Source organism: Amycolatopsis sp. WQ 127309, assembly GCF_023023025.1.
Taxonomy (GTDB): domain Bacteria; phylum Actinomycetota; class Actinomycetes; order Mycobacteriales; family Pseudonocardiaceae; genus Amycolatopsis.
The window spans coordinates 9545844-9566491 of the sequence record NZ_CP095481.1 but is presented as its reverse complement, the minus strand read 5'-3'; the positions used below and the strand labels follow the sequence as shown (position 1 = coordinate 9566491).

The window sequence follows — 20648 nt, the reverse complement described above, 5'->3', positions numbered from 1 at the left end:
CCGGTGCAGGTCAGAGCAACCCGGCCGTGGCGGCGTGCGCGGCGGCCGCCGCCCGGGACGTCACGCCCAGCTTGCCGCGGATGTTCGACACGTGGCGGTGCGCCGTGTGGGCGCTGATGCCGAGCCGGCGGGCGATCTCCTGGTCGCTCAACCCCTGCGCGACCAGGCGCAGCACGTCGAGTTCGCGGTCGGAGAGCTCGTGACGCGGTGAGCCGGCCCGGCGGGCGCGCCGGCCGGCGCCGAGGAACTCCCGCACGGGGCGGACCAGCGCTTCCACGTCCCCGCGCCAGGGCAGGTGGTCGGTGCCGTCGAGCGGGACGAAGGTGGCGCCCGGGATGCGGGCGGCGACGTCCTGGCCCAGTGCGAACGGGATCGCGCGGTCGTCGCGGCGGTGCAGGACGAGGGTCGGCACCGTGATCGTGGCCAGCCGGTCCCGGACGTCGAACGCGTACACCGCCGCGAGCGAGCGCTCCGCCGTCTCCGCCGTCAGGCCGGCGCGCTGGAAGCGGACGAACTCGTCGCGTTCCGCCGGGCTCGCGGTCGGCAGGAACAGGTCGGCGAAGACCCGGGAGCCCACGCCCCAGTGCCGGCCGACGAGCGCCACCAGGGAGTCCCGCGCGTCCGCCGTGGCGATCTCGGTGCCGCGGGCGTAGCTGCCGTAGAGGACGAGCCGCTCCACGCGGTCCGGGTGGGCCGCCGCGTACGCCATCGCGGCGCAGCCTCCGGACGACCCGCCGAACAGGGTCACCTTCTCCCCGGCCGCGTCGACGACGGCGCTCAGCGCGGCCACCTCGTCGGCGAGTGAGGTGACCAGCGGCCCGGCGGGGTCGGACATGCCGACGCCGGGCCGGTCGTAGCGCACGAGCGTGAACTGGTCGCCGAGCAGCCCGCTGAACCGCCGGAACAGCGGGTTCCGCCAGTCCAGCTCGAGGTGCCCGCACCACCAGCTGCCGACGACGAGGGGCGGGCCCGCGCCGGTGGTGGCCCAGGCGACCGGGCGATCGTCCGGGCCACCGGTGAACCGCACGGCTTGGTCTTGCTCCGGCATTTCCCCAGCTTAGGCCGGTCCACGCGCCGGCGTGGCCCGTTCCGGCCAGCACCCGGAATGGCACGAGCGGGTGATGCGGTGGGCGGGCGGCGGCTGGTGTGCTGCGTCGCATCGAGTGCTGCGGAGGAGGAACGATGGCCGGAGGGGACGACGTGGGGGCACGGGACGGGTTCGAGGAACGGTTCGGGGCGGTGCTGTACGACCCGTTCCTGCGCCGGGGGGAGCGGCTGGGCCTGGCCGGCCGGCGCGCGGAGCTGCTGCGACGGGTGCACGGACGGGTGGTCGAGATCGGGGCGGGGACCGGGCTCAACGTCCGGCACTACCCGCCGGCGGCGGAGGTCGTGCTGAGCGAGCCCGTCCCGGCGATGTACCGGCGGCTCGAGAAGCGCGTGCGGGGCCACGCCGGGATGCGGCCGGTGCGGGCCGCTGCCGACGCGCTGCCGATGGCGGACGCCAGTGTCGACACGGTCGTGTCGACACTGGTCCTCTGCACGGTGCCCGACGTCGATCGGGTGCTGGCCGAGCTCGTGCGGGTGCTGCGGCCGGGTGGGCGGCTGCTGTTCCTCGAGCACGTGCGCGCCGAGGACCCGAAACTGGCGCGGCGGCAGACGCGCTTGGCGGGGCCGTGGGCGGCGTTCGCGCAGGGCTGCCGGTGCGACCGCGACACCGTCGCGCTCATCAAGCAGCGGTTCGACATCGAGGACCTGAGCACGGCGCGCTGGCGGGGGATGCCTTCGGTGGTGCACCCGCTGATCATCGGGACGGCGACGCCGGCCCGGTGACGACCGGCGTTCCCGGCACCGAGCGGCCAGAATGATCTCCATGGCAGATTTCGGGATCACCCGCGTCGGCGTGGTGGCGCACCCGCGGAAGCCGGTGCGCGACTCGGTCGACGTGCTGGTCTCGTTCGCCGAGCGGCACGGGGTCGAACTGGTGGTGCGGGAGACCGACGCCGCGCAGGTCGGGGCCGGGGTGGCGGTGGTGTCCGACGAGGGGTTCGCGGCCGGGGTGGACGCCGTCGTCAGCCTGGGTGGGGACGGCACGATGCTGGGCGCCATGCGGCTGGCCGTCGAGCGGCCGGTGCCGGTGCTCGGGGTGAACTACGGCAACGTCGGGTTCCTGGTCGAGATCGCGCCGGCCGAGCTGGCCGGCGCGATCGAGCGGGTGCACGCCGGGGACTTCGAAGTCGAGCCGCACAGCCGCACAGCTGCATCGCGCTGGAAGAGGGCGACGCGGCCGCGGTCGCGTTCAACGACGTCGTCGTCGGCGGGGCCGAGCCCGGCGCGACGGTGGAGGTCGACCTGCTGGTCGACGGGGCGCAGTTCGGGTACTACCGCTGTGACGCCCTGATCCTGAGCACCCCGACCGGCTCCACCGCCTACAACTACGCCGCCGGCGGACCGGTGATCTCCCCGGCGGCGGAGGTGCTCGCGGTGACCCCGGTCGCGTCGATGTCGGGCGTCAGCCGCTCGATCGTGCTGCCGGCCCGCGACGTCGTCACGCTGCGTGGAACGACCCGCAGTGCACCGCCGGTGCTGCGCGTCGACGGGAACGCCTGGCGGCCGCTCGAGCCCGCCACCCCGCTGACGGCGACCCTGCGCCCGGACGCGGCCCAGGTCGTGCGCCTGGACCCCGGTCGCCACGCCCGGCGCAGCCGGGTCAAGCTCAGCCTCCTCGACCTGCCGCTGCGTCCCGAGCAGATGGCCGAGCTCCTGCCCACGGACATGCGCGAGGACCTGGCCCGCCTGCGCGAACGCCGTCAGCTGCCGGAGCACTGAACCGACCTCGCCGCCCGGCTCGGAACGTCATCGCCGGCCCGCCGCGCCGACGCCGATCCGCTGCCGACCGGCACCGTGATCCGGGCCGGCCTGGACTGCCGGCGCCGGGACGGCGTCCCAGCGGTGTCCCACGGGGGTGGCGTTCCCGCTGGTCCGGTGGGGTGGGACTGTCCCGGCGTCCCGAGTCGGTCGCTGACCGCGACCGGCGGGGGCGGGCACTGCCAGCCTGCTCGCCATGCAAAGACTCGCTCTGGTCGTCGCGGTGCTGCTGGTGTTCCCCGCCGCGGCCGCTGCCACAGTCGCGGCCGAACCCGTTGCGGTGTGCGGGCACACCACCGCCCAGCCGACCCTGCGGCAAGGGTCGACCGGCACCGAGGTCGCCGAGGCGCAGTGCGAACTGAACCTGGCGACCAAGGCGAGCAAGTACACGCCCATCGGCGCGGACGGCTCCTTCGGCGCGGCCACCGACGCCCGGGTGCGCGTGTTCCAGCGGTGCGCCGCGCTGAGCGTGGACGGCCAGATCGGGCCGAACACCTGGACCGCGCTGAACTCGTGGGCCGCGCGGCCGAAGAAGTGCGCCACCCAGGGCACGGCGGACGCCGCGCAGAGCGTGGTGTGCGGCCTTTCCACAGCCCGCCCGACCCTGCAGAGTGGTTCCACCGGCACGGACGTCAAGGAGCTCCAGTGCCGGCTGAACCTCGCCATGGAGCCGGGGCACTACCCGCCGCTGACGGTGGACGGCAACTTCGGTGACGGCACCCGCAACCGGGTGATCCAGTTCCAGCACTGCGTCAACGCCAGTGCCGACGGCGTCGCCGGGCCCACCACGTGGGCGAAGGTGGCCGACTGGTCCAGCCGCAACGCCTACTGCGTGCCGCCGAAGCCCGCCGGGCGCCCGATCGACGGCGTCGACACGGCGAAGTACCAGCACCCCGGCGGCGCGCCGATCAACTGGGCCGCGGTGAAGGCGTCCGGTGTCGAGTTCGCGACCGTCAAGGCGACCCGCGGCCTGAACACCACGGACGAGTACCTGGCCACGGACCTGCCCGCCGCCCGCACCGCCGGCCTGGCCGTGGGGCCGTACCACTTCTACACGGGCACCACGGCCGGCACCGGCGGCGCGCAGGCGGACCGGTTCATCGCCGCGGTGCGGGCCACCGGGTACACCGGCAAGCGCGCCGGTGACCTGCCGCCCGTGTTCGACCTGGAGTGGAAGGACGACGGCTCCGGCGGCTGCCCGCCGTACGTCACCGTCGCCGACGCGAAGGCGTGGCTGGACAAGGTCCAGGCGGCGTTCGGCCGGACCCCGATCATCTACACCCAGAAGTCGTTCCTGGACGCCTGCCTGGGCGGCACCACGGCGTTCGCGGCCTATCCGATGCAGCTCGCCGACTACCGCCAGTCCGTCACGCAGCCGGCGCTGCCCGCCGGGTCGAGCACCTGGCTGATGTGGCAGTACACCGACGCGGCCATCCCCGACGGCATCCCCGCGCCGGCGACCGGGGACGTCTTCAACGGCACCCAGGCCGATCTCGACCAGCTCGCCAACCGCTGAATCCCGCCCGAAATCCCGCCCGAAATCCCGCTAGGAAAGGACGAGAATGAGTCTCCCCATGAGCCGTCGCACGCTGCTGCGCAGCGCGGCGGTGATCGGCACCGCCGTCGCGGTCAGCCCGCTCCTGCTGCCGGGCATCGCCCAGGCGTACCCGTGGTCCCGCACCCTGGCCGAGGGCAGCACCGGCGCCGACGTCACCGAACTGCAGATCCGGGTGGCGGGCTGGGCGGCCGACTCGGCGAGCCACAGCCGGGTCTCGATCGACGGCGAGTTCGGCCCCGGCACGGCCGCGGCGGTCCGCCGGTTCCAGGCCGCCTACGGCCTGGGCGCGGACGGTGAGGCCGGCCCGGCCACCCAGAGCGCGCTCAACGCGCTGGAGCAGAGCGACGGGTCCACCGCGCACTTCAACTTCAGCGAGTTCACCGACCGGGTGAGCGGCACCTTCAACGGCGGCAAGGTCAGCGCGGCCACCGCCAAGGAGAACGCCCGCCGCTGCATGTACAAGCTGGAGGCGGTGCGCAAGAAGCTCGGGAACAAGCCGATCACGGTGAACTCCGGGTTCCGCAGCATCGCGCACAACGCCGAGATCGGCGGGGCCAGCGACAGCATGCACATGTACGGCACCGCGGCCGACCTGGACGTGCCGGGCGTGGCCAACAAGACCGTCTACCAGAAGGCCGAGACCAGCGGGTTCTCCGGCCTGGAGACCTACAACACCGACCACCAGCACGTGGACAGCCGGGCCGACCTCGGCCGCGCGTGGTGGTGGGAGAACGGGACGGTCTGACCGGCGCTGGGGGTCTGGCGCCGGAAACCCCTCTCCCCGGGGGTTTCCGGCGCCAGGATCCCCGGACTGTGCCGCCGAGCCCGCGCCCCCGGCCCTCCACAGGGTCCCGGCAAGTCGTAGACCCGAGCGGCTCGGCAAGAACGAGAACGGCCACTCCGGGCGGTGTGCCGGCCGTTCCGGGAGGGGCGTGACGAGCGCTTGAACCGACGTGCGGTCCGGCGCCCGCGCTCAGTGCGACCGCGGGTCCTGGAGGGCCGCCGAGCAGGAGGGCCAGTCGCGGAAGTCGTGGTGCGCGCTCCACAGGCGGTGCGCCGCGTCGATGTTCCAGACCGGGTCGAACGCCTGCCGCGGCGTGCCGCCCAGGTCCAGCAGGCGGGCGTCGGAGATCTGGAAGATCCCCCAGTTGCGGCTGCCGTTCGTGTTCGGCAGCACCCACAGCGGATCGAGGAACGAGGCGCAGCGGGCGATCGCGACCGCGGTGTCCGGCGCCTCGGTGAACACGGCCCGGATCCGCTGCTCCACCACCGGCCCCGGCCAGGCCGCCAGGCTGGTCCGGCGGTCGTACAGCGCGTTCTTGGTGGCCTCGTCGACGACGCCGCGCGCGGGCAGGCCGGCCATGACCTGGAACGCGGTGACCCGGCGCAGCGTCTCCGGGCCGAACGAGCCGTCGACCGAGAGCCGCCCCTGGGCCGCGACCAGCAGGTTCTGCACCTCGGTGACGCACTCGTCGTGCTGGCCCATGCTCACCGGCGGCTGACAGGCCGGGGAGAACAGCACCCGGTCGGCGTACCGGCCGGGCGGCTCGGACCCGTCGGCGGTGACCCAGACCAGGCCGCCCGCCAGCAGGATCATGATCGCGATGGCCAGGGCCGCGTACCCGCGTCTGCGTCGCGGCGTGACGTCCACACCGGGGGTCGGCGGCGCGGTCGCGGGGACGACCGGCGCCTCGGCGTGCCCCTCCTCGGCCCGGCCGGCGTCGGCCAGGGCCCACAGCTGGTGCAGCTCGCGCAGTTCCTCCGCGGACGCGCCGCAGACCTTGGCGAACGAGTGGACCACGCGGTAGTCGGCGGGCACGCTCTGGCCCGAGCAGTACCGGTGCAGGCTGGAGCCGCTGGCGCCGGCCCGCCGGCCGAGCCGTTCGTAGCCCTGCCCGCTGCGGTCCTTCAACATGCGCAGGTAGGCAGCGAACTTGTCCACGTGCACGGTCACGGTCACTGGTACACCTCGCTCGGGCGAATGACGGACGGAAGCTAGCACCGTCCCGCCGGAAGCCGGGCGGAAATTCACGGATTGGGCCACTCGGCGGCTCACGGTCCGGCCATGTGGTGGTCACCACCGCCACCGCACCGGACGTCACGTTCCCGGCTCACGCCCCTCGGTGACCCGTCCCCGCCGGCAGCGGCGGCCGCCCGGCGGTGAGTGGCCGACCCGGCCACCCTGCACGTCGGCTGACGTCACACGGGATTGTCCACAGTGGACAGTGCGGTGTAGGCGATGTCCCGCCCGGCACGCTCCCAGATGACGTCGGGCCCGGTCAGGCCCTCGGCGGACAGCTGCCGCTTGACGACCTTGAACGTCGACGTCCGCGGCAGCTCCCGGACCGTGCGCACGTACCGCGGCACCTGCTTGGGCCCGAGATCGGGCTGGCCGGCGAGGAAACGGCCGAACTCGGCGGGATCCAGGGGCGGGTCGCCGAGGACGATGGCGGCCATCACCTGGTCCCCGGTCACCGGGTCGGGCACCGCGTAGACCGCGGCGTCGGTGATCGCGGGGTGCCGCAGCAGGATGCGCTCGATCGGCGCGGTGCCGAGGTTCTCCCCGTCGACGCGGAGCCAGTCGCCCAGCCGCCCGGCGAAGAAGCAGAACCCGGCGGCGTCGGCGTAGGCGAGGTCGCCGGTGTGGAACCGGCCGCCGCGCAGCCGCTCCGCGTCGGCTCCGGGGTCGCGGTAGTACCCGGCGAACCAGCCGGCGCCGGTGGTGTTGACGAGTTCGCCGACGGCGTCCCCGGCGTTGGTCAGCCGGCCGTCGGCGTCGAACTCGGCCGGTGGGCACGGCCGGCCGGTGTGCGGGTGCACGATCGCGACGTCCTCGGCCGGCCGGCCGAGGGAGCCGGCCGGGGTGTCGTCGGTGCGGGCGAAGCCCACGCCGCCCTCGGTGGAGCCGAACGCGTCGACGACCTTGCAGCCGAAGCGGTTCTCGAACGCGGCCAGGTCGGCGCTCGCGCCTTCGTTGCCGTAGACGAGACGCAGGGGGTTGTCCGCGTCGTCCGGCCGTGGCGGGGTGGCGAGGACGTAGGACAGGGGCTTGCCCACGTAGCTGGCGTAGGTCGCGCCGAACTTCCGCACGTCGGGCAGGAAGCCGGACGCGGAGAACCGGCGGCGCAGCGCGATGCCCGCACCCGCCGCGAGCCCGACCGCCCAGCCGGCCATGATGGCGTTGGAGTGGAACATCGGCATCGTGACGTAGACCGTGTCCGTTGTGGACAGTCCGAAGCGCTGGGCGAGCATCGCACCGGGAAACGCGATCTTGCCGTGGGTGCAGCGCACCGCCTTCGGGTCGCCGCTGGTGCCGGAGGTGAAGATCAGCATGAGCAGGTCGTCCGCGGAGGCGGGGACGGGATCGAGCGGCGTGTCCGCGGACGGCCACGACTCCAGGTCCCGCACGCCGATCCCGCCGAGGTCCAGTCCCGCCAGCAGCGGCCGGTACTTCCGCTCGGTGACCACGAACTGGCAGTCGGCGAGCCGGATGTCGCGCGCGAGGGCTTCACCGCGGCGGGTGGGGTTGAGCCCGACCAGCACCGCCCCGGCGAACGCGCAGGCGCCCAGGAGGACGGAGAACGCCGGTACGTTGTCGGCCAGAATGCCGACATGGGGCGGTTTGTCCCGGTCCAGCGTCGCCCGGAGGTCGGTGGCGCGGCAGGCGGAGGCCCGGACGTGCTCGGCCCAGGTGTACGTCTCGTCCTCGAACCGCAGGCCCGGACGCTCGTCGGCGGCGCGGGCCAGCAGCAGTTCGGTCACGGTCGGGACGCCCATCCGCGCACCTCCAGGCACCGGTGATCAAAGTGAAACAGGTTCTACTTCTACCACGGTGACCGGTGCGGGGTCCACCGCCGCCGGGTACTCCGGGAAACACCAAGTCTTCCTCAAGCCCATTTTCTTTCCCCCGCACCGGTGTTAGACCTGCGGTGGTGCTTCCGGGCAGCGTGGTCACCAGGGCGGTGGTCACTCGTCCCGGAGAAGGGACGCTCATGCGCACAGTCCGATCAGTCCTCACGGTCGGCGTCGTCACCACCCTGGTGCTGACCGGGGCCGCGGCGCCCGGTCAGGCCCGGCCCCAGCCATCGAAACAGCCGGTGGCCGTGGGGTCCGGCGGGGCGGTCGTCTCCAACACCCCCGAGTCCACCCAGGCCGGGATCGACGTCCTGCGCCGGGGCGGTACCGCGGCCGACGCCGCCGTCGCCGTGGCCGCCACCCTCGGGGTCACCGACCCCTACGTCGCCGGGCTCGGCGGCGGGGGTTATTTCGTCTACTACGACGCCCACACGAAGAAGATCTCCACGATCGACGGCCGCGAGGCCACCCCCGCCGCCGACGGCCCGAAGATGTTCATCGACCCGGCCACCGGTCAGCCGTACCCGTTCGAAACCGCCGTCGAGAGCGGCCGGTCCGTCGGGGTGCCCGGCATGCTCGCGACGTGGCAGCGGGCGCTGGACAAGTGGGGCCGGTTCAGCCTGGCGGACAACCTGCGTCCCGCGGAACAGGTGGCGGACCGCGGGTTCGTCGTCGACCCGGCCTTCTCGAACCAGACCACCGAGGAAGCGGCCAAGCTGGGCCAGTTCAGCTCGAGCGCGAAGCTGTTCCTGCCGGGCGGCAAGGCACCGGCCGCCGGCTCGGTCTTCCGCAACCCCGACCTCGCCGCCACCTACCGGCAGATCGGCCGCGAAGGCATCGGCGCGTTCTACGGCGGTCCGGTCGGCCGGGACCTGGTGAACACCGTCCAGCACCTGCCGCTGGCGAAGAACGCCACCATCAAGCCGATCCCCGGCCCGATGCAGCTGTCGGACCTGCGCGCCTACCGGGCGCTCGACGCCGCGCCGACGCACGTGAACTACCGCGGCTACGACGTCTACAGCATGGCCCCGTCCTCCAGCGGCGGCATCACCGTCGGCGAGTCGCTCAACATCCTGCAGAACTTCGACCTCGGCAAGATGTCCACCGTCCAGGCCCTGCACCACTACCTGGAGGCCGGCCGGCTCGCCTTCGCCGACCGCAACCGCTACATCGGCGACGCGCGTTACGTCGACGTCCCCCAGCGGCAGCTGCTGTCGCGGTCGTTCGCGGCGACCCGGGCGTGCAAGATCGATCCGGCCCGGGCCGGGCAGAGCCCCGTCGCGCCGGGCGACCCCTATCACCCGCAGGGCTGCAAGACCGTCCCGGCGGCGTCGGCCGGCGGCAACGAGAACCACACCAACCACTTCGTCGTCACCGACAAGCAGGGCAACGTCGTGTCCTACACGAACACGATCGAGCAGCAGGCCGGCAGCGGCATCACCGTGCCCGGCCGCGGGTTCGTGCTCAACAACGAGCTGACCGACTTCAACTTCGCGCCCACCCAGGGCACCGCCCCCGACCCGAACCTCCCGGCGGCCGGCAAGCGGCCGCGTTCGAGCATGTCCCCGAGCATCGTGCTGCGCGACGGCAAGCCGTTCCTCGCCGTCGGCTCCCCGGGCGGCGCGACGATCATCACGACCGTCCTGCAGATCCTCGTCAACCGCATCGACCTGGGCATGAGCCTGCCGCAGGCGATCGCCGCCCCCCGCGCGTCCCAGCGCAACGCGGCGACGACGGACGCCGAACCGGCGTTCATCGCGCAGCCGACCACGGCGGGGCTCGAGGCACTCGGCCAAAGCTTCACCGACGTCGGTGCCATCGGCGTCGCGGCCGGGCTGGAGTTCCTGCCCCACGGCCGGGTCCTCGCGGCGGGCGAACCGGCGCGCCGTGACGGTGGCACGTCCGCGGCGGTCGTCTCCCGCCGGTGAGGTGCGCACCGGCCGGGTTCACCGCCCGGCCGGTGCGGCCCGCTCCTGAACCGGTGGCCCGGTGGCCGCGGCGAGGCGCAGCTTGGTCTCGGCGGGGCTGCCGGGGACGGCGGTCATGATCACGATCTTCAGCTCGGTGTCGCCGCCGCCCAGCACGTCGCAGTTCACCTCGATCGGTCCCACCGAGGGGTGGTCGATCGTCTTGTCGTCCTCGCGGTGGGCGGCCACGGCGCCGGTGGCCCACAGCCGCGCGAACCGCCGGTTGCCCGCGGTCAGCTCGCGGATCAGGCCGGCGAGGCGGGTGTCGTGCGGGAAGCGTCTGGTGGCGCGCCGCAGGTCGGCGACGACGGCGAGGTCCGTGGTGTCGCTGTCGAGCTCGGTCACCGGCCACTGGGCGAGGCAGGCGGGACCCGCGCCGAGCGGGAACCGGTCGCGGGCGAAGTTGCGCCGGCGGGGCTCCGCGGCCGACGGGTCGCCCAGCAGCGCGGCCCAGCCGCGGTTCCACCAGACCAGCTGCCAGTCGGCCGCGAACACCGCGACCGCGACGTCGCCGAGCCGGGAGAGCACCCGGTGGACGCCGGGCGGGATGTGGTCGGAGATCGTGCCGCCGGCCGGCGGGGTGAGGCCGGCGAGCCGGTACAGGTGGTCCCGTTCGGGCGTCGAGAGCTGCAGGGCCCGCGCGAGGGAGGCGACCACCTGCACCGACGGCGTGGTGGCCCGGCCCTGCTCCAGGCGCACGACGTAGTCGACCGACAGGCCGGCGAGGTCGGCGAGCTCCTCGCGCCGCAGCCCGGCCGCGCGGCGGGCCCGGCCCACCGGCAGCGCCGCGGCCGACGGGGGCAGCCGATCCCGCCAGGTGCGGATCATCGCGCCCAGCCCGGTCCCGGGTGTCGTGGTCATGCCCCCATCTTCCCCGAGCACGGCCGCCGGACCCGGCGTCGAGGGTGGTACGGCTGTTCCTGCCGTCGAGGCGTCCCTGGCCGGCCGTCGCAGCGGGGAAGAGGATCGACCGCATGACGATCACCTTCATCACCGGAGCGAACAAGGGCCTCGGCCGCGAGACCGCCCGCCGCCTCGTCGAGGCCGGCCACACCGTGCTGGCCGGCGCCCGCGACCCGGAGGCGGGCGCGCGCGCCGCCGCCGCGGTCGGCGCGCGGTTCGTGCCCATCGACGTGACCGACGACGCGTCCGTCGCCGCCGCGGCCGCCGACGTCGCCGCGCACGAGGGCGCGATCGACGTGCTGGTCAACAACGCCGGCGTCCACGGCCCGGCCGGCGACCCCACCGGCCTGACCGGCGCCGACGCCCTCGGCGTCTTCGACGTCAACCTCGCCGGCGTGGTCCGCACGACCAGCGCGTTCCTGCCGCTGCTGCGCCGGTCGGCGGACCCGGTGATCATCAACGTCAGCAGCGGGATGGGCTCCCTCGCGCTCACCCACGACCCGGCGCGCGCCGAGTCCCGGGTCGTCGCCCCGCTCTACACCGCCTCGAAGGCGGCGCTCACGATGCTGACCACGCAGTACGCGAAAGCGTTTCCCGGCATCCGCGTCAACGCCGCCGATCCCGGTTACACGGCGACCGACCTCAACGGCCACAGCGGCCCGCAGACCGTCACCGAGGGCACCGACGCCATCGTCGGCCTGGCCACCGAGGAGCCCGGCGCCGGCTCCGGGCGGTTCGTCGCCCGCGACGGCGAGATCGCCTGGTCCTGAGCCGCGGTCTACTCCGGCGCCGGCCAGGCGGGGCGCGACCCGGCGGGCGCCAGGGAGGTGTGCCGCAACAGGGTCAGTGCCTGCTTGGCGGCCAGGGTGAACAGCCCCATGGTGATGTCCGGCTGGCCGAACACGACCAGCAGGAGCGACGTTTCGACGGGGAAGACGCAGACGTAGCCGGAGCTGCCTTCGAACATCGCGGAGCGTGACTCGCCGATGCCGGCCTGGGCGGTGAACTGCGCGGCGAGCCCGATGGCCGCCGCGGACATGGCGGCCACGCTGTCGGGCTCGACGCTGTCGGTGTCGTCGGCGAGGACCAGGCCGTCGTGGGTGGCCATGAGCAGCCCGGCGACCTGGTCGACCTGGCCCCGGATCGTGCGCAGCACCTCGAGGGTGCGGCCCGAGTCGGGCGGTGGGCTCGTGACCGCCCGTTCCGGCGGTGGGCTCGTGGTCCCGGTGGACGGTTTGCGGATCGGCAGCGGCGCTCTGAAGTGCTGGCTGTGGATGTCGGTACCGCTCATACGGAAAGGCTGATCTCGATGCGCTTGAGGCTGTGCCGGGCGAGCGCGAGGTTCGCGCGTTCGCGGTCCAGCACGAGGTAGAGGAACAGCGTCGAGTTGCCGCGGGCCGACAGCGGCCGGATCACGTGGTACTGGCGGTGGAGCGTGATGAGGATGTCCTCGATGGCGTCGTCGAGCCCGAGGGAGGCCATCACGCGCAGCTTCGCGCGGACGACCTCGGTGTTGCCGGCCGCGGCGACGTCCAGGTCGAGCCAGTCACCACCGCCCGCCGAACCGAGCGACATCCCGCTCTCGTAGTCGACGAGTGTCGCGCCGACGGCGCCGGGAATGCTCATCGCTTCTTTCAACGCCAGGTCGATCGTCATGAAAAGGGGTTCTCCTGTCGGGCGATCACGTGCGAGTGCGGCAATCGACGTGCCCGGGGCGCGAAGGCTTGCGTCGCGTAGTGGCAGTCCGTTGCGTAGGCAGGTGACGTTATGTGTCCGCGGCGGTGATGAGTACGCCCGTTCGGAGCAATCTGATTAATTCTTCCGGGAGTCAGGGCGGCGCGGCTTTGTGACTTGTTCGCCTGTCCGATGACCTGGTCCGGCATTCGTTTTCCGAGCGGAAGCGAAGTGCGGGCGAGACTTATCGCGGCGATATGCATTCAGCAAATTGCAGATCGGCCGTTGTCACGCGCTGTCCGCGTGTGACGAGCGGGAAACGCTAGCCGGAGAACCGCTCCAGCTCCGCCGCCGGGAAGTAGTTCTGGGTGACCGCGCCGACGCGCACCAGGTACTTGTCGCGCTTGCCGTCGAAGTGGACGACCGTGCCGACGTTCCCGGTCATCGTCCGGCCGGTGATCCGGACGGTCTCGCCCACCTCGAACTCATCCATGACGATCATGGTGCCACGCGGACCGGCCGGCCGGGATCGCTCGGTCCGGTGACGCCCCGGCGGCGTCAGGGCAACCGGCTCCGCAGGGCGGAGATCCGGTCGATCGAGGCCGTGAAGTCCGCGCTCGGCAGGGTGCCGTTGCCCAGGGCGGCGGCCAGCGCGTCGGCGGCGCTGTCGCCCTGGGCGACGTCGCGGGCCGAGGCCAGGATCAGGTCCGTTCCCGCGCCGGCCGCCAGCACCGCGCGGTTGCCGGTGGTCCCGTAGCCGTTCAGGGCCCCGGCTTCCAGCGCGTCGGTGATGGTGACGCCGGAGAAACCGGTGCGCTGCCGCAGTTCCTGGCGGACGACGACCGGGGAGAGCCCGGCCGGGCGTCCGGCGTCGAGTGCCGGGTAGACGGCCCAGGACAGCATCACGAGGTCGACCGCGGCCCGGATCGCCGTCGGGTAGGGCGCTTCGTCCTTCGCGCGCAGCTCGGTCAGCGGCACGGTCAGCGTCACCGGGGCCACGTCGGTGTTCGCGCTCGCCGGGGCCGAACCCAGGCCGGGGAAGTGCTTGGCCGTCGCCGCGACGCCGGTGGCCTGCTGCGCGGTGACGGCCGCGGCACCGAGGCGCCCGGCGACCGCCGGGTCGTTGCTGTAGGAGCGGCCGTACCGGTCGATGAAGTCGCCGGCCTGGCGGTAGACGTCCAGCACCGGCGCCAGGTTGACGTTCATCCCGGCCGCGGTCAGGGTGCGGCCCGCGCCGGTGCCGGCGGCGGTCGCGGCGGCCACCGGATCGGCCGCCTGCCCGACCTGCTTCTCCGACAGGGCGGGCTCGCCCGGCAGCCGGCGCACCTGGCCGCCCTCCTGGTCGGTCATCAGCAGCAGCGGCCGGGACACCGGGCTCTGCGCCGACGCGGCGCGCAGCTGCCGCACGACGCCGGCGATCTGCTGGCTGCTCTGGACGTTCTCGCCGAAGAAGATGACGCCGCCCGCTTCGCCGGCCCGGATGCGCTGCAGGAGCGCGTCCGGTGGTGTGAGGCCGGGGTAGGAGTAGATCACCCGCTGGCCGGCGAGCTGCCGGGGCGTCAGGCCGGCTGCCCCGGGAGCGGCGCCCATGGCGCCCGCCAGCGCCACCACGGCGACCAGGGCCGGCAAAGTCCTCCTGCGCGTCACACGGGTCATGGGTCCGCTCCCTCCAGGTCACTCTCACGGTAACTCTTTCGAGTGGCTGACGGAAATTTTCTGACGGACCGATATGTGTTCGGCTGTCGTGGGCGCGTCAGGGGAATGCGCGAGAAATGCTCGCCGGTCACACTTCCGGCCTTGCTGACGGCCTTTCCCGGACCCGGTCCGGGAAAGGCTGGAGGCGCGTCGCGGATTCCGGCTGCGGTGAACGCCGGATCTCCGGTCGTGGAGCGGTTTTGCCGGTGGCGTAAGCGGTATCCGCCGGGCGTCTTACCCGGCTCTCACGACATCGGGCGGGCTCAGCCCGAGGTGCCCGCGGCCTGGCGGGCCCGGTAGGCGCGCATCTTGTGCCGGGCGCCGCAGACCGACGTCTCGCACCAGCGGCTGACCGCGTTGGGGGAGCGGTCGTAGAAGGCCCACAAGCAGTCTTCCGCGGCGCAGGTCTTCAGGCGGCGCAGGGAACCGTCCAGGCGGGTGGTGACGACGGTGGCGAGCACCCGGGTGATCGCCGTGTCCAGGGCGGTGGCGTCGTCGCCGACGAACTCCGCGCCGGGTGGGTCGATCTGCAGGAGGGGGCGGGTGCCGGTGCGGGCCAGTTCGCCGTTCAACGCGCTCACCGCGGCCGGTGTGCCCTCGGGGGCGCCCAGCAGCTGCCGCAGGGCCTCCCGGAGGCGGCGTACGCGGGTCAGGTCCGCCTCCGTCGGCCGGGCCGGGCACGGCAGGCCTTCGGAATCCGCCCACGTCACCAGGCCGGCCGGGGTGCTCAGGTCGTCCCGGTCCTCCAGCAGTTCGCGGGTGTTGACCAGGCGCTGGACCACGCCGAGCGGAGGTGGTGCGGCGGGACGGGGAACCATGGCAGGCACGTTACCAGCATTATCGCCGTGTGAGTTACAGGTGGGGGCGGAGATGTCTTGCAGGGCGGTACGGTCACCCGCTCAGGTTACCAACACTCGGCTTTGCTGGTAACGTCAACTCGTGACGAGTCCGAGGAGATGAGCTGTCGTGACCGAAACCACCACTGAACCCCGCTCCCCGGCCCGGGTCGTGCGCCCGGTGCTGCCGGTGGCCGCGGCCGATCTGGCGGACGGCATGGCGTTCGGCGCGCTCGCGGCCTCGGTCGGGATGGGCGTGCTGGCCCCGGTGGCCATGTCGCTGCTGGTGTTCTCCGGTAGCGCCCAGTACGGCGCGGTCGCCGTCATCGGCCAGCACGGCTCGGTCTGGGCCGTGATCGGCGCGGCGGCGGCGCTCAACGCGCGTTACCTGCTGATGGGCACCACGATCGCTCCGGCGCTGACCGGGTCCGCGTGGTCGCGGGCCGGGACGGCGCTGCTGATCACCGACGGCTCCTGGGCGATCGCCCACCGCGGTGAGGGGCGCTACGACCTGCGCACGCTGCGGGTGGCCGGCGCGTTGTGCCTGTGCGGCTGGACCGCCGGGACCGCGCTGGGCGCCGTCCTCGGCGACGCCATCGGCGACCCGGGACGGCTGGGGCTGGACGCCGCCTACCCGGTGTTCTTCCTCGGCCTGCTGCGCTCGCACCTGAAGACCACGCGCGCGTGGGTCCTGGCCGGCCTCGGCGTCCTCGTCGCGGCCGCGCTGGTCTCCTGGGCCCCGCCGGGTATCCCGGTGCTGGTGGCCGGGGCGGCCGGTGCCGTGGCGGGGGCGGCTCTGGGGGTGCGGCGATGACGTACCAATGGGTGATCGTGCTGGCGCTCGGCGTCACCGCGCTCACGTTGCGGGTCGTGGTGCCGCTGGCCGCCGGTGGGCGGGAACTGCCCGCCTGGCTGCGCAACGCGCTGACCTGCGCGACTCCGGCTCTCATGGCCGGGCTGGTGGTCACCTTGCTGTGGCCGGCCTCGGGTGACGTGTCCTCGATGCGAACGCTCACCGCGCTGGCGGGCGTCGGCGTCGGCGTGGCCCTGCTGGCCACCAAGCGGTCCATCCTGACCGCGATGATCGGCGCCGCCGTCGTGAGCGCTCTGCTGCGCCTGGTGCTCGGCTGATCCGTCGTCGCCGGGCGCGTGCGTGCGAACAATTCCTAAAAGTGCAAGATCGACCACCGGGCGTCCGTGAACCCGCTGGTCGGAAAGGGACTGCTCCGGCCGCCTGCGGTCGAATCGGGAACTGGAGCGACGTTGCTCTCTTGGGGTGAAGGACAAATTCCTCAGCTGGCCACGTTGGGTGAGAACGAGCAGTTTTCCCTGCCGGATAGTGGCAGTTTGCCAGCCACTTACGGGTGGTATCCGAAGTGGGTCAACCAGCGGGTGAGCGTCGGCCAAGGCCGTTCCCCGCCGCCTGGCAAGGACTTTCGGCAAGGGCATGAACGAAATAATCGAATGGCCACCCGGAGCCGGAAAGGGCCGAGGGTGCCGATCGGGGGACGTTCGTCGTGAAGGGTTTCGTGCCGGCAGCGAGTAGGCGGCACCTAGGAGGTTTCGTGTTCGGGACCGAGTTCGACCACTGCGGGAGGGCGGCCACCACGGCCGGCCGGAGAGGCCGCCGGCACCTGACGGCGGACACCTCTCACCAGAACCACGGCGAGCGGGAAGAGGCCGTGCCGCGAAAATCCACCCCGATCGATGAAGGGACCATTCGCCGCAGCGCGGGCATCGACCCCAGCGCCGCTCGCCAGGATCGGTGGTGACCTGTGGACACCGCTTCCCTCACCACCTTCCTCAACGTGGCCGAGCAGTCGAGCTTCACCAAGGCCGCCAGCGATCTGAGCCTGGCGCAGCCGACGGTCACCGCCCGGATCAAGAAGCTGGAGCGCGACCTCGCCTGCGACCTGTTCCACCGCACCGGCGCGCTCATCCGGCTCACCACCGCCGGCCAGCGGTTCCGGCGTTACGCCCACAAGATCGTGAAGCTGAGCCAGATGGCGGAGGAGACGGTGCTCGAGGGCGCCGCTTCCGGGGACGCGCTGAGCGTCGGCGCCGACAGCGGGCTCGCCTCCTACCGGCTGGTGCCGATCATCGAGTACCTGTACCGGCGGCACCCGGAGCTGGCGCTGGAGATCCGGCCGATGGAGGAGGACCCGTGGAGTCGGATCGGCGACTCCGACGTCGACTGCGCGTTCTTCATCGACGTCTGCAAGTCCTCGCCGAAGGCCGATTCGACCCTGCTGTGCCCGGAGCCGCTCGTGGTGGTCACCGGCCCGGACGGCCCGCTCGGCCGGGAGCCGGTGCCGACCTCGCGGCTGGCGAAGTACCCGCTGCTGTGCGCGCACCGGGACAGCGGCTACCAGCGCCTGTTCGAGCGGACGCTGAGCGATGCCGCCGACGGCCGGATCCGGTCGCTGTCCTTCGGCTCGATCGACGCGGTGAAGCACGCGCTGACCGCGGGGCTGGGTATCGCGCTGCTGCCCCGGCTCAGCGTCGCCACCGAGCTGGCCGAGGGCCGGCTGGTCGAGGTGCCGTGGACCGCGCCGTTCCAGGTCTTCACACAGGTCGCCTGGCACCGCGAGATCCGCACCGACCCCCGGTTCTCGGTCCTGCTCGACGCGGCGGCCCGTGCGACCGCGGAGCAGGTCGCGGACGCGGGAACGCGTCCGGCCCACCGGTCCGCCCTCTGAGGGCGGACCGGCGAGCCGGTCCCTCTGTCTTCAGGCCCCGAACGGTTGGCGCTTTCGTCTTTTAGCGCCCCGTCGGGGCCTTCGTCTCGCCACCCACGTGCCCGGTGCGGCTCGGCGCGTCGTCCTTCCGACTCCTCCGCGACGGCGTGCTTGACCACCCCGCTCGACCGAAGTCCGTGAATGCCACATCGAGGGACACTAGGTCCCTCAATGTGGCATTCACGGCTTACGGCAAGGCTCGGCCGCGGCAGGGCCGGGAACCCGGGCAAGAGTTCGCCCGGCTCGGCGGGCCGCCCCCAGCGGGGCGGCCCGCCGAGCCGGGCGATGGTTCTTTCTTCAGGCTCCCAGCGGGTATTGCTCGCGGCCGTAGAGCACCGTCGGGGCTTCGTTCGTGTGCCGCAGCCAGACGACCTTGCCGACGACCACGGTGTGGTCCAGCAGCGCCGCGGTGTCGCCCACCTCGCAGACCAGCGCCACCCCCGCCGCGGACAGCACGGGGATCCGGCGCTCGGGCTGCCACGGCACGCCGTCGAACCGCTCGGCCGGGCTGCCGGAGGCGAACTTGCGGGTCAGCGCCCGCTGCGACCAGGACAGCGTGTTGACGGCGAACGACCCCGTGTCGAGGATGGCCGCGAGGGTCCGGCTGTGGCTGCCCAGCGACACCAGGACGCTCGGGGTGTCGGCCGAGAGCGACATCACGGCGTTGGCCGTGCAGCCGACGGGGGAGTCCCCGGTGACGGTCGTGAGCACGGTGACCCCGGTCGGCAGCTTCGCGATCGCCTGGCGGAATCCCTCCGCGGGCACCAGTTCCGGTGCGGGCGGGGACCCCGGGGGCGGGCCCTGCGCCGACGGGCCGTGCGTCGCGGACTCCGGCGTCGGAATCCCCGGCGTCGAAACTCCCGGCGCCGAAACCTCGTGTGCCGAGACGTCCGGCGCCGAAACCGGAACGCCCGGCGGCGCGGCCTCGTGGGCCGGCATGCCCGGCACCGGCCGGGTTTCGGTGGGCCGGCGGGTGGTGCGGAGCGGCGACTGGGTGACGTGTGCGGTGCGCATGGTCTTCCCTTCCCGGGGTGTGGTGGTCATCCGCGCTGCCCGATCGCTTCCTTGGTGAGGGCCGAGCGGTCGATCTTGCCGTTGACGTTGAGCGGCAGCGTGTCCAGCACGGTGAGCCGCCGGGGCACCATGTACCCGGGCAGCCGGCCGGCGACGGCGGTGAGCAGCCGGTCGGAGTCCAGGTCCGAGCCGGTGCACACCGCTTCGAGCTCGGTCGTGCCGCCGCTGCCGGGCAGGGCGAGCACGATCGCGTCGCGCACCGCCTCCTGGTCCCGCAGCACGGCCTCGATCTCGCCGAGCTCGACCCGGTAGCCCTGCACCTTCACCTGCTGGTCCGACCGTCCCAAGTGGACGAGAGCACCGTCCTGCCAGGACACCCGGTCGCCGGTGCGGTACCACGCGGTGTCGTCGAGCTCGTCACCCGCGGCGTGCGGCCGCGCGGTCTCGTCGCCCGGGCCGAAGTGGTAGAAACGGCCTTCGTTGGCGGCCGGGTCGAGGTAACCGGGGAACCGCTGGGGCCCGCGCGCGCAGAGTTCCCCTTCCACCGCCGGACGTCCCCGGTCGTCGAGCACGACGTGGCTGACGCTGGGGTAGAGGCGCCCGATCGGCACGGTCCCGTTGGCGGTCTCCGGCCAGTCCGCCGGGTCGGCAGGCAGCCGGTACTCCGCGCAGCTGATGGTCAGCTCCGTGGGGCCGTAGAGGTTCTCCACGACGCCGTCGGGGGCGGCGCGCTGCCAGGCCGTGGCCTGGTGCGTGGTCAGCGGTTCCCCGCAGAACAGGCTCCAGCGCAGCGTCGGCATGCTCCCGGGCCGCAGGCTGCGCAGCCGCTGGGCGTAGGACACCATCGAGGGCACCGAGAACCAGTGGGTGAGCCGCTTCTCCGCGACGAACCGCACCGGCGCCAGCAGGTCCTCGCGGCTGGGGACGACGAGCGTCGCGCCGCCGCCCCACGCGGTGAACATGTCGAACACCGACAGGTCGAAGGTCAGGTCGAAGGTCTGGGAGACGCGGCTGCCCGGCTCCATGCCGTAGCGCGGCACGACGTGCTCGAGGTAGGCGCAGACGTTGCGGTGCCGGATCGGGACGCCTTTCGGCCGCCCGGTCGAGCCCGAGGTGAACAGGATGTAGGCCAGGTCCCCGGTGGCGGACGCCGGCGGGGTGCCCGCGGCGCCGCCGGTGGGCTCGGCCATGGCCAGCTCCGGCACGCCGAGGTCGGCGGGGTCCTCGGTGAGGACCAGGTCGAGACCGGCGGCCTCGGCGATCATCCGGTTGCGCTGGGCGGGAAAGGCGGGGTTGAGCGGCACGACGGTGCTGCCGAGCCGGTGCGCGGCGAGGTAGCCGGCGTAGGTGAGCACGCTGCGCTCGGCCAGCACGCCGATCCGGGCGGGCACCGATCCCAGCGCGGCGACGGCCTCGGCCGCGACGTGCCCGGCGAGCTCTTCCAGCTCGCGGTAGGTCAGGGTGCGCGCGCCGACTTCGAGCGCGGGCGCGTCGGCGTGCTTCCCGGCCGACGTTTCGAACCAGTGGTAAAGGGTGTTCATCG

The 20648-nt window shown here is 73.0% G+C and carries 21 protein-coding genes; 10 read left to right on the top strand and 11 right to left on the bottom strand.

What is annotated here, in order from left to right; translation table 11 throughout:
* Positions 1-10: 10 nt before the first annotated feature.
* Positions 11-1048: an alpha/beta fold hydrolase gene (locus MUY22_RS42300; RefSeq protein ID WP_247052963.1), complete on the bottom strand. Its 1038-nt coding sequence runs from the start codon at positions 1046-1048 to the stop codon at positions 11-13.
* 134 nt (positions 1049-1182) lie between these two features.
* Between MUY22_RS42300 and MUY22_RS42295 the strand changes: the two genes are divergently transcribed.
* From MUY22_RS42295 to MUY22_RS42275, 5 genes are all read left to right on the top strand, one after another.
* Entirely contained in the window at positions 1183-1830 is a 648-nt protein-coding gene (locus MUY22_RS42295) for a class I SAM-dependent methyltransferase (protein ID WP_247052961.1), read from the top strand.
* A gap of 40 nt (positions 1831-1870) precedes the next feature.
* The gene (locus tag MUY22_RS42290) at positions 1871-2398 is read left to right on the top strand and encodes an NAD(+)/NADH kinase (RefSeq protein ID WP_247052959.1); all 528 of its coding nucleotides are present in this window, start codon (positions 1871-1873) and stop codon (positions 2396-2398) included.
* Positions 2338-2826 carry a hypothetical protein gene (locus MUY22_RS42285; protein ID WP_247052957.1) on the top strand — a complete coding sequence of 163 codons (489 nt, stop codon included), beginning with the start codon at positions 2338-2340 and terminating at the stop codon, positions 2824-2826. Before MUY22_RS42290 ends, MUY22_RS42285 begins: the two co-directional genes overlap by 61 nt.
* Positions 2827-3061: 235 nt before the next feature.
* Positions 3062-4381 (top strand): GH25 family lysozyme, encoded by a 1320-nt coding sequence (locus MUY22_RS42280; RefSeq protein WP_247052955.1) that lies wholly within the window; start codon positions 3062-3064, stop codon positions 4379-4381.
* A gap of 58 nt (positions 4382-4439) precedes the next feature.
* Complete coding sequence (locus MUY22_RS42275) at positions 4440-5168, top strand: D-Ala-D-Ala carboxypeptidase family metallohydrolase (protein ID WP_247052953.1); 729 nt, start codon at positions 4440-4442, stop codon at positions 5166-5168.
* A 228-nt stretch (positions 5169-5396) separates the two neighbouring features.
* On the opposite strand, the gene MUY22_RS42270 is transcribed toward MUY22_RS42275, so the two are convergent.
* Complete coding sequence (locus MUY22_RS42270) at positions 5397-6383, bottom strand: helix-turn-helix domain-containing protein (protein WP_247052951.1); 987 nt, start codon at positions 6381-6383, stop codon at positions 5397-5399.
* Between the two features lie 239 nt (positions 6384-6622).
* A complete protein-coding gene (locus MUY22_RS42265) occupies positions 6623-8200 on the bottom strand; it encodes a long-chain-fatty-acid--CoA ligase (RefSeq protein WP_247052949.1) in 1578 nt (525 codons plus the stop codon).
* A 215-nt stretch (positions 8201-8415) separates the two neighbouring features.
* Between MUY22_RS42265 and ggt the strand changes: the two genes are divergently transcribed.
* Positions 8416-10206, top strand: coding sequence for a gamma-glutamyltransferase (gene ggt, locus MUY22_RS42260; RefSeq protein ID WP_247052947.1), 1791 nt, complete (start codon positions 8416-8418; stop codon positions 10204-10206).
* Positions 10207-10224: 18 nt separating this feature from the next.
* Here the strand turns inward: ggt and MUY22_RS42255 are convergent, their stop codons facing one another.
* Positions 10225-11106, bottom strand: a complete 882-nt coding sequence (locus MUY22_RS42255) for a helix-turn-helix transcriptional regulator (RefSeq protein ID WP_247052945.1) — start codon at positions 11104-11106, stop codon at positions 10225-10227.
* Positions 11107-11219: 113 nt separating this feature from the next.
* Between MUY22_RS42255 and MUY22_RS42250 the strand changes: the two genes are divergently transcribed.
* On the top strand, positions 11220-11918 hold the full coding sequence (locus MUY22_RS42250) for an SDR family NAD(P)-dependent oxidoreductase (RefSeq protein WP_247052943.1): 699 nt from the start codon (positions 11220-11222) through the stop codon (positions 11916-11918).
* A gap of 8 nt (positions 11919-11926) precedes the next feature.
* Here the strand turns inward: MUY22_RS42250 and MUY22_RS42245 are convergent, their stop codons facing one another.
* From MUY22_RS42245 to MUY22_RS42225, 5 genes are all read right to left on the bottom strand, one after another.
* Entirely contained in the window at positions 11927-12439 is a 513-nt protein-coding gene (locus MUY22_RS42245) for a roadblock/LC7 domain-containing protein (RefSeq protein ID WP_247052941.1), read from the bottom strand.
* Positions 12436-12804: a hypothetical protein gene (locus MUY22_RS42240; RefSeq protein WP_247052939.1), complete on the bottom strand. Its 369-nt coding sequence runs from the start codon at positions 12802-12804 to the stop codon at positions 12436-12438. Before MUY22_RS42240 ends, MUY22_RS42245 begins: the two co-directional genes overlap by 4 nt.
* A gap of 340 nt (positions 12805-13144) precedes the next feature.
* Entirely contained in the window at positions 13145-13315 is a 171-nt protein-coding gene (locus MUY22_RS42235; RefSeq protein ID WP_247052937.1) for a hypothetical protein, read from the bottom strand.
* Positions 13316-13380: 65 nt separating this feature from the next.
* Positions 13381-14478 (bottom strand): glycoside hydrolase family 3 N-terminal domain-containing protein, encoded by a 1098-nt coding sequence (locus MUY22_RS42230; protein ID WP_247052935.1) that lies wholly within the window; start codon positions 14476-14478, stop codon positions 13381-13383.
* Positions 14479-14780: 302 nt separating this feature from the next.
* Entirely contained in the window at positions 14781-15335 is a 555-nt protein-coding gene (locus MUY22_RS42225; RefSeq protein ID WP_247052933.1) for a CGNR zinc finger domain-containing protein, read from the bottom strand.
* Positions 15336-15483: 148 nt separating this feature from the next.
* Between MUY22_RS42225 and MUY22_RS42220 the strand changes: the two genes are divergently transcribed.
* The 3 genes from MUY22_RS42220 to MUY22_RS42210 all read left to right on the top strand — a co-directional run bounded on the left by MUY22_RS42220 (position 15484) and on the right by MUY22_RS42210 (position 18052).
* A complete protein-coding gene (locus MUY22_RS42220; RefSeq protein ID WP_247052931.1) occupies positions 15484-16167 on the top strand; it encodes an AzlC family ABC transporter permease in 684 nt (227 codons plus the stop codon).
* Positions 16164-16484, top strand: coding sequence for an AzlD domain-containing protein (locus MUY22_RS42215; RefSeq protein ID WP_247052929.1), 321 nt, complete (start codon positions 16164-16166; stop codon positions 16482-16484). The genes MUY22_RS42220 and MUY22_RS42215 overlap by 4 nt, the downstream gene beginning before the upstream one ends.
* 644 nt (positions 16485-17128) lie before the next feature.
* Positions 17129-18052 carry a LysR family transcriptional regulator gene (locus MUY22_RS42210; RefSeq protein WP_247052927.1) on the top strand — a complete coding sequence of 308 codons (924 nt, stop codon included), beginning with the start codon at positions 17129-17131 and terminating at the stop codon, positions 18050-18052.
* A 336-nt stretch (positions 18053-18388) separates the two neighbouring features.
* On the opposite strand, the gene MUY22_RS42205 is transcribed toward MUY22_RS42210, so the two are convergent.
* Both MUY22_RS42205 and MUY22_RS42200 read right to left on the bottom strand, forming a co-directional pair.
* Positions 18389-19135 (bottom strand): flavin reductase family protein, encoded by a 747-nt coding sequence (locus MUY22_RS42205; RefSeq protein ID WP_247052925.1) that lies wholly within the window; start codon positions 19133-19135, stop codon positions 18389-18391.
* Positions 19132-20646 (bottom strand): amino acid adenylation domain-containing protein, encoded by a 1515-nt coding sequence (locus tag MUY22_RS42200; protein ID WP_247052923.1) that lies wholly within the window; start codon positions 20644-20646, stop codon positions 19132-19134. The genes MUY22_RS42205 and MUY22_RS42200 overlap by 4 nt, the downstream gene beginning before the upstream one ends.
* Positions 20647-20648 lie beyond the last annotated feature (2 nt).

What these genes read in the sequence shown, in the direction of transcription:
- MUY22_RS42290 (WP_247052959.1), top strand. Translation starts at nt 1,871, where the DNA reads ATGGCAGATTTCGGGATCACCCGCGTCGGCGTGGTGGCGCACCCGCGG.
- MUY22_RS42295 (WP_247052961.1), top strand. Translation starts at nt 1,183, where the DNA reads ATGGCCGGAGGGGACGACGTGGGGGCACGGGACGGGTTCGAGGAACGG.
- MUY22_RS42280 (WP_247052955.1), top strand. Translation starts at nt 3,062, where the DNA reads ATGCAAAGACTCGCTCTGGTCGTCGCGGTGCTGCTGGTGTTCCCCGCC.
- MUY22_RS42255 (WP_247052945.1), bottom strand. Translation starts at nt 11,106, where the DNA reads ATGACCACGACACCCGGGACCGGGCTGGGCGCGATGATCCGCACCTGG.
- MUY22_RS42230 (WP_247052935.1), bottom strand. Translation starts at nt 14,478, where the DNA reads ATGACCCGTGTGACGCGCAGGAGGACTTTGCCGGCCCTGGTCGCCGTG.
- MUY22_RS42200 (WP_247052923.1), bottom strand. Translation starts at nt 20,646, where the DNA reads ATGAACACCCTTTACCACTGGTTCGAAACGTCGGCCGGGAAGCACGCC.
- MUY22_RS42250 (WP_247052943.1), top strand. Translation starts at nt 11,220, where the DNA reads ATGACGATCACCTTCATCACCGGAGCGAACAAGGGCCTCGGCCGCGAG.
- MUY22_RS42225 (WP_247052933.1), bottom strand. Translation starts at nt 15,335, where the DNA reads ATGGTTCCCCGTCCCGCCGCACCACCTCCGCTCGGCGTGGTCCAGCGC.
- MUY22_RS42300 (WP_247052963.1), bottom strand. Translation starts at nt 1,048, where the DNA reads ATGCCGGAGCAAGACCAAGCCGTGCGGTTCACCGGTGGCCCGGACGAT.
- MUY22_RS42275 (WP_247052953.1), top strand. Translation starts at nt 4,440, where the DNA reads ATGAGCCGTCGCACGCTGCTGCGCAGCGCGGCGGTGATCGGCACCGCC.
- MUY22_RS42205 (WP_247052925.1), bottom strand. Translation starts at nt 19,135, where the DNA reads ATGACCACCACACCCCGGGAAGGGAAGACCATGCGCACCGCACACGTC.
- MUY22_RS42265 (WP_247052949.1), bottom strand. Translation starts at nt 8,200, where the DNA reads ATGGGCGTCCCGACCGTGACCGAACTGCTGCTGGCCCGCGCCGCCGAC.
- MUY22_RS42215 (WP_247052929.1), top strand. Translation starts at nt 16,164, where the DNA reads ATGACGTACCAATGGGTGATCGTGCTGGCGCTCGGCGTCACCGCGCTC.
- MUY22_RS42240 (WP_247052939.1), bottom strand. Translation starts at nt 12,804, where the DNA reads ATGACGATCGACCTGGCGTTGAAAGAAGCGATGAGCATTCCCGGCGCC.
- ggt (WP_247052947.1), top strand. Translation starts at nt 8,416, where the DNA reads ATGCGCACAGTCCGATCAGTCCTCACGGTCGGCGTCGTCACCACCCTG.
- MUY22_RS42235 (WP_247052937.1), bottom strand. Translation starts at nt 13,315, where the DNA reads ATGGATGAGTTCGAGGTGGGCGAGACCGTCCGGATCACCGGCCGGACG.
- MUY22_RS42245 (WP_247052941.1), bottom strand. Translation starts at nt 12,439, where the DNA reads ATGAGCGGTACCGACATCCACAGCCAGCACTTCAGAGCGCCGCTGCCG.